The 13471-nt window shown below is 36.5% G+C and carries 14 protein-coding genes; 5 read left to right on the plus strand and 9 right to left on the minus strand.

The features are described 5' to 3' along the window. Positions 1–61 precede the first annotated feature (61 nt). From IM793_RS07815 to IM793_RS07830, 4 genes are all read left to right on the plus strand, one after another. Positions 62–481: a VOC family protein gene (locus IM793_RS07815; protein WP_193420473.1), complete on the plus strand. Its 420-nt coding sequence runs from the start codon at positions 62–64 to the stop codon at positions 479–481. Continuing rightward, on the plus strand, positions 478–855 hold the full coding sequence (locus tag IM793_RS07820) for a DoxX family protein (RefSeq protein ID WP_193420474.1): 378 nt from the start codon (positions 478–480) through the stop codon (positions 853–855). Before IM793_RS07815 ends, IM793_RS07820 begins: the two co-directional genes overlap by 4 nt. A 154-nt stretch (positions 856–1009) precedes the next feature. Beyond that, entirely contained in the window at positions 1010–2329 is a 1320-nt protein-coding gene (locus IM793_RS07825; protein ID WP_193420475.1) for a DUF3887 domain-containing protein, read from the plus strand. Positions 2330–2489: 160 nt separating this feature from the next. Further along, positions 2490–3458 carry a YihY/virulence factor BrkB family protein gene (locus IM793_RS07830; RefSeq protein WP_193420476.1) on the plus strand — a complete coding sequence of 323 codons (969 nt, stop codon included), beginning with the start codon at positions 2490–2492 and terminating at the stop codon, positions 3456–3458. 1 nt (position 3459) lies between these two features. Here the strand turns inward: IM793_RS07830 and IM793_RS07835 are convergent, their stop codons facing one another. From IM793_RS07835 to IM793_RS07875, 9 genes are all read right to left on the minus strand, one after another. Then, on the minus strand, positions 3460–3882 hold the full coding sequence (locus IM793_RS07835; RefSeq protein ID WP_193420477.1) for a secondary thiamine-phosphate synthase enzyme YjbQ: 423 nt from the start codon (positions 3880–3882) through the stop codon (positions 3460–3462). Between the two features lie 146 nt (positions 3883–4028). Further along, positions 4029–5063, minus strand: a complete 1035-nt coding sequence (locus IM793_RS07840; protein WP_193420478.1) for a DUF2157 domain-containing protein — start codon at positions 5061–5063, stop codon at positions 4029–4031. Positions 5064–5158: 95 nt separating this feature from the next. Beyond that, a complete protein-coding gene (locus tag IM793_RS07845) occupies positions 5159–7372 on the minus strand; it encodes a cation:proton antiporter (protein WP_193420479.1) in 2214 nt (737 codons plus the stop codon). Between the two features lie 690 nt (positions 7373–8062). Next, positions 8063–9049 (minus strand): bifunctional riboflavin kinase/FAD synthetase, encoded by a 987-nt coding sequence (locus IM793_RS07850; RefSeq protein WP_193420480.1) that lies wholly within the window; start codon positions 9047–9049, stop codon positions 8063–8065. A gap of 147 nt (positions 9050–9196) precedes the next feature. Beyond that, complete coding sequence (locus tag IM793_RS07855) at positions 9197–10057, minus strand: YitT family protein (RefSeq protein ID WP_132398729.1); 861 nt, start codon at positions 10055–10057, stop codon at positions 9197–9199. Then, entirely contained in the window at positions 10054–10785 is a 732-nt protein-coding gene (gene truB / locus IM793_RS07860) for a tRNA pseudouridine(55) synthase TruB (protein ID WP_193420481.1), read from the minus strand. The genes IM793_RS07855 and truB overlap by 4 nt, the downstream gene beginning before the upstream one ends. A gap of 26 nt (positions 10786–10811) precedes the next feature. After that, positions 10812–11606 (minus strand): undecaprenyl-diphosphate phosphatase, encoded by a 795-nt coding sequence (locus tag IM793_RS07865; protein ID WP_193420482.1) that lies wholly within the window; start codon positions 11604–11606, stop codon positions 10812–10814. A gap of 79 nt (positions 11607–11685) precedes the next feature. Further along, positions 11686–11913, minus strand: coding sequence for a DUF3098 domain-containing protein (locus tag IM793_RS07870; RefSeq protein ID WP_121283753.1), 228 nt, complete (start codon positions 11911–11913; stop codon positions 11686–11688). Further along, entirely contained in the window at positions 11913–12791 is an 879-nt protein-coding gene (locus IM793_RS07875) for an ABC transporter permease (RefSeq protein WP_090499014.1), read from the minus strand. The genes IM793_RS07870 and IM793_RS07875 overlap by 1 nt, the downstream gene beginning before the upstream one ends. A gap of 200 nt (positions 12792–12991) precedes the next feature. On the opposite strand from IM793_RS07875, the gene IM793_RS07880 reads away from it, so the two are divergent. Continuing rightward, the gene (locus tag IM793_RS07880; RefSeq protein WP_132398737.1) at positions 12992–13399 is read left to right on the plus strand and encodes a hypothetical protein; all 408 of its coding nucleotides are present in this window, start codon (positions 12992–12994) and stop codon (positions 13397–13399) included. Positions 13400–13471 lie beyond the last annotated feature (72 nt).

Below are 13471 nucleotides of genomic sequence, written 5' to 3' on the forward strand. Positions count from 1 at the left end.
GATGTCAAAGTGTATAATAGAGGAAATGATTGCTGAATGGCATCAAATAAATAGAAACAAAATGGCTAGCATAAATTCATATCTCACTTTTAATGGGAATTGCCGGGAAGCAATGACTTTTTACCAGGATTGCCTCGGTGGAGAGTTGATATTCGAAACCATTGGAGAATCAGCTTTTGCTGAAAAAATGCCCAATATCATACGAAGGAGCGTGATGCATGCCGTTTTAGTTAAAGATGATATGGTAATTATGGGTACTGATATGGTTGAAGAAAGGGGGCTCGTTAAAGGAAACTCCGTAGCTATGATGCTCAACTGCAATTCAGAAAAAGAGGCAAAAGCTTTTTACCATAAACTTTCAGTCGGTGGTAGAGCCTCGCACCCTTTACAGGAAAGCTTTTGGGGCGCACTTTTCGGCGATTTAACAGACCGTTTTGGGAATAATTGGTTAATTAATTACGATAAAAATAGAGAAACATGAAAAAGTTAACAACCTGGTATTGGATTGCGACCATTATTTTCGCTTTAATGATGATTATGGATGGCTTTGGTGGAGTAACACAGGAGGAAGCAGGTAAAGAAGTGCTTAAACACCTCGGTTATCCTATGTATCTGCTCATCATAGTAGGCATTGCAAAATTGCTTGGGGCAGTATCAATTTTACAGAATAAATATACAGCCATTAAAGAATGGGCTTATGCAGGTTTTGCCATCAATTTTATTGGCGCATTTGCCTCCAGGGCATTTGTTGGCGATGGCGTATCGCTGCTGATCCCACCACTTGTTGCTTTGGTAATGATGTTTATTCCTTACATTTTATGGAAGAAACTTAGATCAAATGTTAAAAATAGTTAAAACTAAATATTTAGTTTAATTAAAGGCTTTTGAGAACCAAATATTGTTAACTTTGGGTATTGTAAACAACCAAACACAACAATAAAACGATCATGATTCCAGATTTAATGTGGAATCATAATGGTTTAATCACCCTAAAAACAATATTACACGAATGAAAAAGAGCCTTTTATTCATAATCGCTTTATTATTTACCACTTCAGCATTTTCTCAAAATGTGATCCAGCTTTTCAATGGCGCAAACGACTTTTTTAAACTGTTACAGGAAGAGAAATTTAAAGATGCCCACGCTTTCTTTGATGATACTTTGAAAACGAAATTAACAGAAGAAAATTTAAAGAAACTTTGGGGGGATATCGGAACAAAATACGGAAAGGCAGAATCGTTAGATGCCATTCAAAGTAAAGCCCAGGGCGAGTTTTTCGCTGTAACGGTTGAAGGTAAATTTGCTAACGGTGATCAGAACTTTATTTTAGGATTTAATAAACAACAGAAAATTGTCGGAATCTTTCTGGCACCTTCCCGAAAATCGTCCACTTATTTAAAACCGACTTATGTAGATACCAGTTTATACCAGGAAAAGTCGGTATATATTGGCCCGGCAGGAAAACAATTGGCAGCCATTATCACAACCCCAAAAAATGTTAAAAATTTCCCCGTAGTGGTTTTTGTACACGGCTCCGGACCTGCTGATATGGATGAAACTGTTGGTGTGAATAAGCCTTTTAAAGATTTGGCTGGCGGTTTAGCCTCCAAAGGCATTGCTTCAGTTCGATACGTAAAACGAACTTTAATTTATCCTAACGAATTTAATAAGACTTTTACCGTAAAAGAAGAGGTACTGGATGATGCAACTGCAGCTATTGCACTTGCAAAAACAGTTGTTGGTGCTAATCCTAAAGCGGTTTATGTATTCGGTCATAGTTTAGGCGGAATGTTAGCACCTAGAATAGCCACATTTACACCTGATTTAGCAGGGATTATTTTGGCGGCAGCACCTGCGAGAAAACTCACAGATATTATTGTTGATCAGAATAAGTATATGTTCGATCAGGCTAATGATACAACAGCTGCCTTTAAAAAACAATTGGCAGATGCTGATGTGGAAATTAATAAAAGTAGAATTTCACAGTTGGGAACTACCATAAAACCTGATTCTGTAATTTTAGGGTTGCCTGCTAAATATTGGACAGATTTAAATGCCTACAATCAGGTTGCTGTAGCAAAAAGCCTTTCGAAGCCTAAAATATATGTATTGCAAGGTGGTAATGATTTTCAGGTAGGTAAAGTAGATTTTGATTTATGGAATGCTGCTTTGAGTAAAAAGAAAAATGTGGTTCTTAAATTTTATCCTGATTTAAATCACCTGTTAAGTTCACAAACCGAAAAAGGTACAATGGCTCAATATCAGGCTGCTGTAAGCGTATCTGAAACCTTGGTTAATGATCTAGCTTTATGGATTAAGGCCAAATAAAACTAAAATGACTTATCGATAAAGAAAAAGCTCCGACTAAAACCGGAGCTTTTTTGTTGCATTTGATTTCCTCATATCCTTGCCTTCGTTAATTAATTAACAAACAATTCAAAAAATAAGCGGTTTAAGTTTAGGGCGTCTCATCTTAAATAGTTTATTTATGGCAAAGAATAAAATCACTTTAAAAGGAATATGGAGCATTTTAAAAGCATCGTTTACAGGATTTAATGATCACAAAGTAACGAAGCTCAGTGGCTCATTAGCTTACTATACGGTGTTTTCTATGGCGCCACTACTTGTAGTTATTATTTCGTTATGCGGTATATTTTTAGGGAGGGAAATGGCCGAAGGACAGGTTTATGCCCAGCTTGAAGGGTTTTTAGGTAGAGAATCGGCCATTTCTTTACAGCAATTAATCAAGAGTGCTTATCTGGATGGGAAAAGTACCATCGCTTTAATTATTGGTATCATCACCCTACTCATTGGAGCAACTACTGTTTTTGGTGATATTCAGGATTCGATTAATACCATTTGGGGTTTAAAGCCTAAGCCAAAAAGAGGGTGGGTGAAACTGTTACAAAACCGTTTCCTTTCATTTTCGGTAATTGTCAGTTTAGGTTTTGTACTATTGGTTTCTTTAGCAGTTACCTCTGTGCTTGATGCGTTTAGTAACCGTTTGCAGACCCGCTTTGCCGAAGTATCTGTTATCGTATTTTACATTGTTAACCAAATTGTAACACTGGCTGTTATTTCATTAATATTTGGCGTAATATTTAAGGTATTACCCGATGCAATTATAAAATGGCGTGATGTAATCGCCGGAGCAATAGTAACTGCTGTCCTGTTTATGATCGGCAAATTTGCGATCTCAATTTATATTGGGCAAAGCAATGTGGGTAGCACTTATGGCGCGACTGGATCATTGGTAGTGGTTCTTCTGTGGACCTACTATTCTTCTATCATTTTATATTTTGGTGCCGAATTTACCAAGGCCTATGCGGTTGCTTTTGGATCGGAGATTTACCCTTCTCATTATGCGGTTACCACCAAAGAAATTGAAGTAGAAATGGATGGAAAATCTATACAGGATAATCATCCTGAAATTATGGAAGAAGTGAAAAAAGAATAATTTATTCTCCCCAGGCAGTAATAATTAATCTTCTTTGTCCTCCATGGTTGCGGTGTTTGCAAAGGTAAATTCCCTGCCAGGTACCAAGCGCCAATCTGCCATTTCTAATCGGAATGGTTACAGAACTGCCCAAGAGTGCAGATTTTAAATGGGCTGGCATATCGTCAGATCCCTCGTAGTCATGCTCATAATCCGGATCGTTCTCCTTAACAGTTTTATTAAAAAACATTTCAAAATCTACCCTCACTGTAGGATCTGCATTTTCGTTAATCGTAAGTGAAGCCGAGGTGTGCTGTATAAAAACCTGACAAATACCAATGTTAATCTCGTCAATTTGGAGCAGGGCATCCTCAACCTCATCGGTAATGATATGGAAACCCCTTCTACGTTCTCTGAGTGTTAAGGCTTGTTGATATATTTTCATTTGAATTAATTCATTTTAAATTTTCGAGGTAGATCTGAAATTTTGAGATTTTCAAATTCGTCAGACAGCGTCTGACTTTTTCAATTCATAGATCTCTCCACTGCGGTCGAGATGACGATTAGTGTATTTTAATTAATCTCAGGATTCTATTTCAAAAACTCCACATTCCATATTTTCTCTGCTTTTCTGCCAATCAACCAAAAAGATGCAGCCAATACAGAAAAAAACAGAGCCTTATGCCAACTGTCCCAAAAATATTCAAAATAGCGTGTGTAGAGGTTAATAAAGAGAAAGGTAATGCCGAATTCCCTTGCAATATCGTCGTGGTATTTTAAGCCAAATAAAGTGCTTACTACACATATTGCAGCCGAAATTAAGGCCCAATAAAACAAACTTAACTGCCTCACGGTATACCATTCTTCTAAGCTGGCGAAATTACCGAACACCGATAAAGCCCAAAGTGATACAAACAAGTAAACCATACCTGCGATATAGGTAACCTGAAAGAAATTTTGCGTTTTAGGAAAAGCTTTCATAATAAACGATGCTGCGGTTAATGCTGCTCCGAAAACCACGAAACGTAAAGGATAATTCATACCAAGGAAGTAATAATTCCAACGGCTTAAATATCCCGTTTCTGTGCCAAACCAGGCACCTAAAGATATTAAAGCAAAAATCCAGATTAAACGTGAATTGAAGATGTAACCTAAAGCACCATAAATAAAAACAGATGTTAAAATCAGGATGGAGAAATTGCCAGAACCATTATCCACCACCTTTCCAAAATAAGCAATAGCATTTGCTGTGAGTAAAATTGCAGAAAATACAATGGCTTCATTGCTAAACTTTAAATGAGTCAGTTTCTTTTTTCGCCTAAAACCCAGGATGTAAAGCCATCCCGCCAATCCGCCAGAAACAATAGCAATAACTATATTAGGTGTATTGTAAACCCTTTTTAAATAGTTTAAGATGGAATTATCAATAAGGAGTGATCCAAGAGCAATAAAACCGCAAGCTAAGGCTACCCAAAAAGCATATTGTGCCAGGCGTAACCAATCGAAGTTTTTGGCTTCATAACTTTTACGGAGTTTATCGCCTGTTTCATCATTAATTAAGCCATCGCTTTGCCATTGCTCAATCATGTCATCTAGAAACTCACTCTTTTCTCTGTCAACTTTCATAGGTTAGGTTATACACGAAGATATGCTTTTTAGTCCTTAGTCAAAAGTCCTCAGTCAATAGACTCCCGACTTCGGACTAATGACTCCTGACTAATCTATATAACCTCCTTGATCTTCTTGTTATTCCCAACGATCCAAATTACATCGCCGTTGTCGAATACAAAGTCGGATGAAGGATTCAATATCCGATCAGTACCCCTTTCTATACCAACAATTAAAGCCTGTGCTTTTTCGCGGATCCCTGCATTTCTGATACTCATGCCATAAACAGGCGATTCGGCATGAACAACAACCTTTTGCAAGGTCATTTCTTTATTCGGAAAATTACTTTCTTCAGCTATTTCCGGAGCATCAACTTCTAAAAGTGCTTTAACAGCTGCCAGCTGATCATCAGCTCCGATCAACAACAGTTTATCGTTTGGATAAAGCCGCTCATCTCTGCCTGGTGTTGGAATGTTATTTCTTCCCCGCTCAATTAGGGCAATATTTACACCATATTTTTCCCTGATCATTAATTCGGTAAGCGTTTTTCCTACCACTTCCGATTCAGGTGAAACAGTGAGTTCTGTCAAATGGGTATCCCAAGGCAAAATGTCAGGTTTTTGATTTTCACGGGCATTTAAATTCAGCATGAAACGTCTTTCCAGTTTATCGTAAAAAGACTGCAGTTTCCTGGAGAAGATAACCATGCCTAAAATAATCAGGCCTAATGCGATTACAGCTGCAATCCAGGTATCAAAGAATTCATACATTAAAAATCCTACAAAGAAGATCCCTAAGGCTATTCTGAAAAATTCAATTGCAATTAACGGACCACGGGTGTATTTTTTATTCAGCCAAAGGTGAGAATAGGCTGTTCGTTGAATCCTTCGGATAGATAATGCCCATAAAAATGGCGACATTAAAATGAACGAAACCACTACGCTGATGATAATAGAAGTTAAGCTATTGGAAATATTGCTTACAATAAAAGGCTGAACGTATCGGTAAGCCAGAAATATGATGGCTATGATGATTACCGAGTGGATAATTGTATTAAAAATATAAGACCTTAATAAAACTTTCCAATCGCTTAATGTGGTAATCCCTTCAGTACTGGAGCTGTACCTTTCTATACCATCAAGCCATTTTTTTGGTAAAACACGGTTTAAATACTGGTAAAAAGGTTCAGATAGTTTAATCAGATATGGTGTGGTAAAGGTTGTAATAGCTGCCGCTGCCACAGCAATTGGATAAAGGAAATCGCTGGTTACTTTAAGGGTTAATCCTAATGAGGCAATGATGAATGAAAACTCGCCAATTTGGGCCAAACTCATGCCTGACTGTACCGAAGTTTTTAGCGGCTGACCAGACAATAACGCACCTAAAATGGTAAATATAATTTTCCCAAAGATAATAACCACGGTGGCCACTAAAATTGGAACCCAGTACTTAACCAGCATAGCAGGATCAATCAGCATACCAACCGAAACAAAGAAAACTGCGGCAAATAAGTCTTTTACCGATTTGGTTAAGTGTTCTATTCTTTCTGCCTGTGTAGTTTCGGCTAAGATGGAACCCATTATAAACGCACCTAAAGCAGGAGAGAACCCAACCTTATCAGCCAGTAATACCATCACCAAACATAAACCTAATGATACCACCAGCATGGTTTCATCATTCATCAATTTTTTTGTTGCTTTAAGGAATGAAGGAATTAAGAAAATTCCGCCTAAGAACCAAAGAACTAAGAAGAATGCCAGTTTAAGAATAGAATACAACATTTCTGTACCTGCCGATTGCTGACTTACCGCTAAAGTAGAAAACAACACCAGTAACAAAATGGCAACCAGATCTTCAACAATTAAAACGCCGAAAACCAGACCAGCAAACTTTTTATGCTTTAAGCCAAGTTCTTCAAAGGCTTTAATGGTAATCATGGTTGATGATATGGATAAGATCCCGCCTAAAAATAGACTATCCATATCTTTCCAGCCCATTGCTTTACCAACTAAGTAACCCGCCAGAATGATAAAAAGGACTTTTACAATTGCGGTGATGGAAGCGGAACCGCCAACTTTAACCAGTTTTTTGAAACTAAATTCTAAACCTAGGCTGAATAAGAGGAAAATTACACCAATTTCGCCCCAAATGTTAATACTCTTGGTATCGGTAACAGATGGAAAGAAATCTAAATGAGAACCAACTAACAGGCCAGCCAGTATGTAGCCTAAAACCAGTGGCTGTTTAATTTTTTTAAATATCAGAGTGGTTATTCCTGCGGCAGCAAGAATTAATCCTAAATCGGCTATTAAATCGGGTAAATGCATCTATAAAAATGGGTAATATGAATTAAATAATTTATTCCCAGGCATTGTTCGCTACCTGGCATTTTACTGAAAGTTCCACGTTAATGTGGTTCAAAAAAATGAAATTACTTACCAAAAAACATGTTTTGGGTAGAGCATCTTAAAAAGGCACCAATAGTTATATTTTAATCTTCTAATTACAACTTTAGCGGTGATCGTTTTGTTCTTAAAAAAAAGAAATATCAAAAAAGAAAGAAGTATAAAAGCGGCAAAAGATATTTTTACAATAGAAGAGTTGATGAAATCTTTTTGCAAATTTTCACTGTCCTGATTGAAATCGGAATTATGTTTATTGATTTTTTTATCGGTTATAAAACTTATTTTTAAGTTTTTGGTTGGCGCACCGTTTCTTTTTCCCTGCGATGCGAAGGCCGCAAAATTAATGGAGATACATAGAAAGAAAATGATGTAAAAAAGCCTCATTGCCGCTAATATAACGAAAATGAGGCTTTTTTGAAAGGGAAATATGATTTAAACTTACTTGACAGCCTTTTTACTTGGGTTACCAAATTGATTTATACAATCACTCATGTCTCGCTTTACCGTCATTTCGAGCGAAGTGCAACGAAGTCGAGAAATCTGTTTAGATAGATCTCTCCATTCCACTGCGTTTCAGTCGAGATGACGATCGTGTTGAATAAGCTAAAATATTTACCTGTTAAAATAATCCAGCGTCGCTTCTTTGTCTTTTTGCAATTGAACGGTCAGCGCTTCTAATCCGGTAAATTTTACATCGTGACGCAAAAATTTTAAGAAATTCATCTTGATGTCCTGGCCATAAATTTCCTGGTTAAAATCGAAAATATTTACCTCAATGTTTCTGGTCATCCCGTTAATAGTTGGACGCTGCCCGATGTAGGCCATCCCTTTATAAGTCCGAAGTCCGGAGTCCAAAGTCGGAAGTCTGTTTGTTGATTCTGAATCTTCTTTAAATTCGGCGCTCATTTCTACCGTTACCGCATAAATGCCATCGCCCGGAATCAGTTTATAAGTTTCTTCTACAAAGATATTAGCAGTTGGAAAACCGATTGTTCTGCCTATTTTATCGCCTTTAATTACCCTTCCAAAAATAGAAAAAGAGTAGCCGAGGTAATCATTAGCTAAACTTACATCTCCAACCAAAAGTGCCTGGCGGATTTTAGTTGAGCTTACCGCAACGTCATGGATATCCTGCTCCATAATTTCCTCCACAGTAAAGCCGTAGTGTAGGCCAGCAGCTTTCAAATCGGTTAGGTTGCCCGAACGGTCTTTACCAAAGCGGTGATCGTAACCAATAATAATATGTTTGGTGCCAATGTTGTTCACCAGGATGTTTTTTATATAATCTTCAGGAAGCTGATTGGAGAAATCTCTGGTAAAAGGTGTGATGATTAAATGATCTACACCCAAACCTTTTAAAATTTCTGCTTTTTCATTAATGGTATTAATCATTTTTAGATCCTGGTTTTCAGGATCAATAATCATTCTCGGGTGTGGAAAAAAAGTTAATATTACACTTTCTCCTTTATCGGACTTTGCTTTTTCTACCAGTTGTTTAATGATTTTCTGGTGTCCGAAATGCACGCCATCAAAAGTGCCAATGGTTACAATGGCATTATCTAATTTTTTGAAATCCGAAAGGTTATGGTATATTTTCAATGGTAAAATCTATTTTATTGGTGTGGGTTTGCATGAGGGATGGAAGCGGTATCCCCCGTCCCGATAACTATCGGAATTTCCCGGGGATTTAGCATACAGCCCGACCCTTTGCGTAGCTTAGGGGCATGCCCAAATTCCTGTTATTTATTAATGTAAAGCGTGGCGTTTCACTACCCCGCCTTTTAAATCGGCAATTTGTTGTTGTATCACAAATGCATCCTGATCAATCTGGCGAATAGCAGTTTGTAATTTGCTCATTTCTAGTTTGGTCACAACGGTAAAAATAATATCGATATCTTTCTTTTCTCCATAGCCACCTTCGCCTTTATAGATGGTTACACCTCGTTTCATTTCGTTGATGATAAACCCTTTTATAGCTTCCTGATGTTCTGAAATAATGGTCACACCAGTGTATTGTTCTATGCCATTTACGATGAAATCGATAGTACTGGATGCCGATAAGTACGTTAGAATGGCATAAAGCGCAGTTTCGATGTTTAAGAAATAAGCTGCGAAAGCAAAAATAATGATATTTAAAATCAGGATGATATTTCCAACAGTTAAAATGCTGTTTTTACTGATGTAAAGTGCTAAAACTTCTGTACCATCAATTACGCAGCCGCCACGCATGGCCAATCCAATTCCGCCACCTAAAAACAAACCCCCAAAAAATGCAATAAGCAATTTATCGTGTGTAATGGGCTGAAAGGGTAGGATAATTAGCGCCAGTGAAAGCGCAGCAATGGCAATAGCAGTTTTGATGGCAAAACCTTTACCAATCTGCCTGTAACCTAAAATTACAAATGGGATATTGATGATGGCAATGAGGTATGATAAATTCCAGCCTGTTAAGGTGCTTAGCAAAAGGGAAATACCGGTAACACCGCCATCAATAAAATGGCTCGGCATTAAAAAGCTTTTTAGGCCAAAACACGCCGAAGTTACACCTGCAATAATTAAAAGAATTTCTTTTATAAATCTGGTGTGCCTGTTTTTGATTCGGTTCATGCTTCTGTTTCAGTTTTAGCTTCTTCTTTCTTACTGCGAATATAATTAACAAGTTCTAATACCTCAAACGCATCTTTTAGTAAAAAGTTTCCGCTTCGGGTACGGGTAAGTTTAGAAAGATAAGCGCCATTATTTAAAGTTTTACCAAAATCGGATATTAAGGAGCGGATATAAGTGCCTTTGCTACACACAATCCTGAAATCTATTTCTGGCAGTTCGATCCGTGTAATTTCAAATTCCGGAACGCTTACAAAACGTTTCCTTAATTCAACCTCTTCACCTAATCTTGCTTTTACGTATAAACGTTCGCCATTTACCTTCACTGCTGAATGTGCAGGTGGATATTGTTCAATATCGCCTATAAATGGTTTGCAGGCAGTATGAACTTCTTCTTCAGTAATGTGGCTGATCTCGAAAGTTTGATCAACCTCGGTTTCCATATCGAATGATGGGGTAGTAGCGCCCAAAATCATGGTGCCGGTATATTCTTTCTCTTCAGCCTGAAAAGTGTCTATCTGTTTCGTTAGCTTGCCGGTGCAGATAATCAATAAGCCTGTAGCAAGGGGATCTAAAGTGCCGGCATGACCAACCTTTAGTTTTAGTGGTTTTAAAGAATTACGGATTTTGCCCACCACATCAAATGAAGTCCATTTGTATGGTTTGTTAATTAAGAGCAATTCGCCTTCAGCAAAATTGAAATCTTTAAATTTTGAATTTTCGGTACTCACAAATCTTTTTTGCGCAAAGATACGGATTAGTTTATATCAATATGATATCCTGATAAGAACAATGCCAAGATGATAATTCCCAAAGCAATACGGTACCAGCCGAAAACTTTAAATCCGTGTTTGGTTAAAAAGCCGATAAATGATTTTATAGCAATTATGGCTACAATAAAGGCAACAATATTACCCACTAATAACAACTTAATATTTTCTGTATTTAACAAATGATAGCCCTTTAAAAGCTTGTATCCTGTTGCTGCGCACATTGTAGGTACAGCTAAAAAGAATGAAAATTCTGCGGCCGCACTTTTTGTCAATTTTTGACTCATTCCGCCCAAAATTGTCGCGGCACTTCTACTCAGGCCAGGGAAAGCAATAGCAAGTACCTGAAAAAAACCGATCTTTAGCGCAGTTGCGTTTGTGATTTCTTTTTCACTATCAATTGTAGCGTTTTTAAACCACTTATCAACCAATAGGAGTATTATACCTCCAATTAATAAAACTGCAGAGATAAATATAGGATTACCTAAAGTATTATCGATAAAATCATTCAATAGAAAACCAAAAACTAAAGCAGGTATAACAGCAATAATTAATTTCAGATAAAACTTCCAATCAGAAAAGTTGAAGAATTTTTTCCAGTAAATTACCACTACTGCCAAGATTGCACCTAATTGAATAGCAACTTCAAAAAGCTTTACAAAGTCATCTTTACCGATCCCCATAAGGGCAGATGTTATGGCCATGTGTCCGGTGCTCGATACAGGTAAAAATTCAGTTAAACCTTCAATAATTGCCAGAATAATGGCTTCGAAATAGTTCATGTTTTTAGGAAAGAAAGAAAATAAAGAAAACGCTCAATCAATTAATTAAGCGTTTTAATATAAACCTAATAGGATAAATTTATTTTTTTAAGATGGCATAAATACCAAAAGCAAAACCTGCCAATACCACAATAGGTGCCAGTAAAGTTCTTCTGAAATCATAAATATCGCCAGTAGTACCCATCATTAATATAAAACCTACCGCTACAATTGCTATGCTGATTAACAATAATTGATAGTTTTGTTTGGTAAAAACCAATTCGCTTTTAACGTCCTTTACAACCGGACCTGTTTTTTTTTCTGCCATTATCTATAAAGATGATAAGATTTTAAACGTAAATATCTGCTTACCGCAAACCATGTACTAATGCCTGTTATAAAAATACCCACAATTAAGAGGCCTATAAATACGAAGCCAAATTCCTGGTAGTTATTTAAAATAATAATTTCAGGTACCTCTTTGCGGGCATAAATTAAAGTTGCCAATAAAATTATAATGGCAATAAATGCGGCAATCAGGCCGTGCAAAGCAGCGTATAATAAGAAAGGACGTCGAATAAAATTTTTCGTTGCACCAACCAGTTGCATACTTTTAATTAAAAAGCGCTGCGAGTAGATCGCTAATCTTATCGTATTGTTAATCAGGGCGATAGAAATGATGAGTAATAATGCTGCAAAAGCTAAAATAATCAAACCGATAGTATTGATATTTTTATTTACCATATCTATTAAAGAACTTTGATAAACCACTTCTTTAACTACAGGATTTTTAGAAATACTTGTTTTTAAGGCATCTATGCTTTTATTATTAGCATACTCTGCCTTTAAATACACATCGAAGGTAGAAGTTAGTGGGTTGTACCCTAAAAAGTTAACAAAATCCTCACCTAAATCCTGGGTTAAATTTCTGGCTGCAAGCTCTTTATTTACATATTGGGTTTGCTTTACCGCAGGGTTCGCATTTAGCTCTTTTTGGAAAGCCAAAACATCCGCTTCTTTTGCACCTTCATCAACAATAATGTTTAAAACGATGTTTTCTTTTACATAGTTAGATAGGTTTTTGGCATGCACAAGTACCAAACCAAGTAGCCCCAGCATTAATAAAACCAAGGCAATACTGATTATAGTGGAAATATAAACGGTTTTGGTTTTCTTAGATGCATCACTCACTTCGAATTCTTCCATGTATTTCATTTTTGTTTCTGCGAAAATATAAATTATACCTGATAAACACCAATTAATGATGGCTAAATGAATAATAACGTATGCGATTAGCTTTTAGTTTGAAGATTAAATTCCTCAGTAAATCTGATTCTTTTTCGAATGGCGGTACGAAATTTGCTAAAACGGCGTTAATTATGGATATCTTAAAACTAAATTTAACTATGAAAAGACAAATTACAATTCTAAGCTTGTTAATGCTGCTTACCTCAACCATTATTTCATGCAAAAAGGATACTACTTCTTTAAAAGCTCAAATGATGGGCCGTTGGACGTTAAATAAGATTGTGACCACAGGTTATACTGACGAAAAACTTAATGGAGAGGTTAATTACGGCAAAACTACTGATTATATTGATTATAAATCAAATAATGATGACCAGGTGGAGATAAGTTTATCTGGAAACAGGACAATTGGTGAATATGTGATTATTTATTCTGATCAGTTTAGTATGAGTATTAATGATGGACTTAATTATTGTAAAATAAACAGTATTACTGCAAACAAATTAGAGTTTACTGCTAAAATTGATAAAACAAATGTGACTAAAGTATATTCTTTATCAAGATAAGATCTTAATCCCCCGATTATTTGCTGCGCCATTGGTTTATATCAATGGCGCATTTTTTTTGTGGATTGATAG

Source organism: Pedobacter sp. MR2016-19 (assembly GCF_014947265.1).
GTDB lineage: Bacteria > Bacteroidota > Bacteroidia > Sphingobacteriales > Sphingobacteriaceae > Pedobacter.

Bases quoted from the DNA above. Each gene is read 5' to 3' on its own strand.
- IM793_RS07815 (WP_193420473.1), top strand. From the start codon at position 62: ATGGCTAGCATAAATTCATATCTCACTTTTAATGGGAATTGCCGGGAA.
- IM793_RS07820 (WP_193420474.1), top strand. From the start codon at position 478: ATGAAAAAGTTAACAACCTGGTATTGGATTGCGACCATTATTTTCGCT.
- IM793_RS07825 (WP_193420475.1), top strand. From the start codon at position 1,010: ATGAAAAAGAGCCTTTTATTCATAATCGCTTTATTATTTACCACTTCA.
- IM793_RS07830 (WP_193420476.1), top strand. From the start codon at position 2,490: ATGGCAAAGAATAAAATCACTTTAAAAGGAATATGGAGCATTTTAAAA.
- IM793_RS07835 (WP_193420477.1), bottom strand. From the start codon at position 3,882: ATGAAAATATATCAACAAGCCTTAACACTCAGAGAACGTAGAAGGGGT.
- IM793_RS07840 (WP_193420478.1), bottom strand. From the start codon at position 5,063: ATGAAAGTTGACAGAGAAAAGAGTGAGTTTCTAGATGACATGATTGAG.
- IM793_RS07845 (WP_193420479.1), bottom strand. From the start codon at position 7,372: ATGCATTTACCCGATTTAATAGCCGATTTAGGATTAATTCTTGCTGCC.
- IM793_RS07855 (WP_132398729.1), bottom strand. From the start codon at position 10,057: ATGAACCGAATCAAAAACAGGCACACCAGATTTATAAAAGAAATTCTT.
- IM793_RS07865 (WP_193420482.1), bottom strand. From the start codon at position 11,606: ATGAACTATTTCGAAGCCATTATTCTGGCAATTATTGAAGGTTTAACT.
- IM793_RS07870 (WP_121283753.1), bottom strand. From the start codon at position 11,913: ATGGCAGAAAAAAAAACAGGTCCGGTTGTAAAGGACGTTAAAAGCGAA.
- IM793_RS07875 (WP_090499014.1), bottom strand. From the start codon at position 12,791: ATGGAAGAATTCGAAGTGAGTGATGCATCTAAGAAAACCAAAACCGTT.
- IM793_RS07880 (WP_132398737.1), top strand. From the start codon at position 12,992: ATGAAAAGACAAATTACAATTCTAAGCTTGTTAATGCTGCTTACCTCA.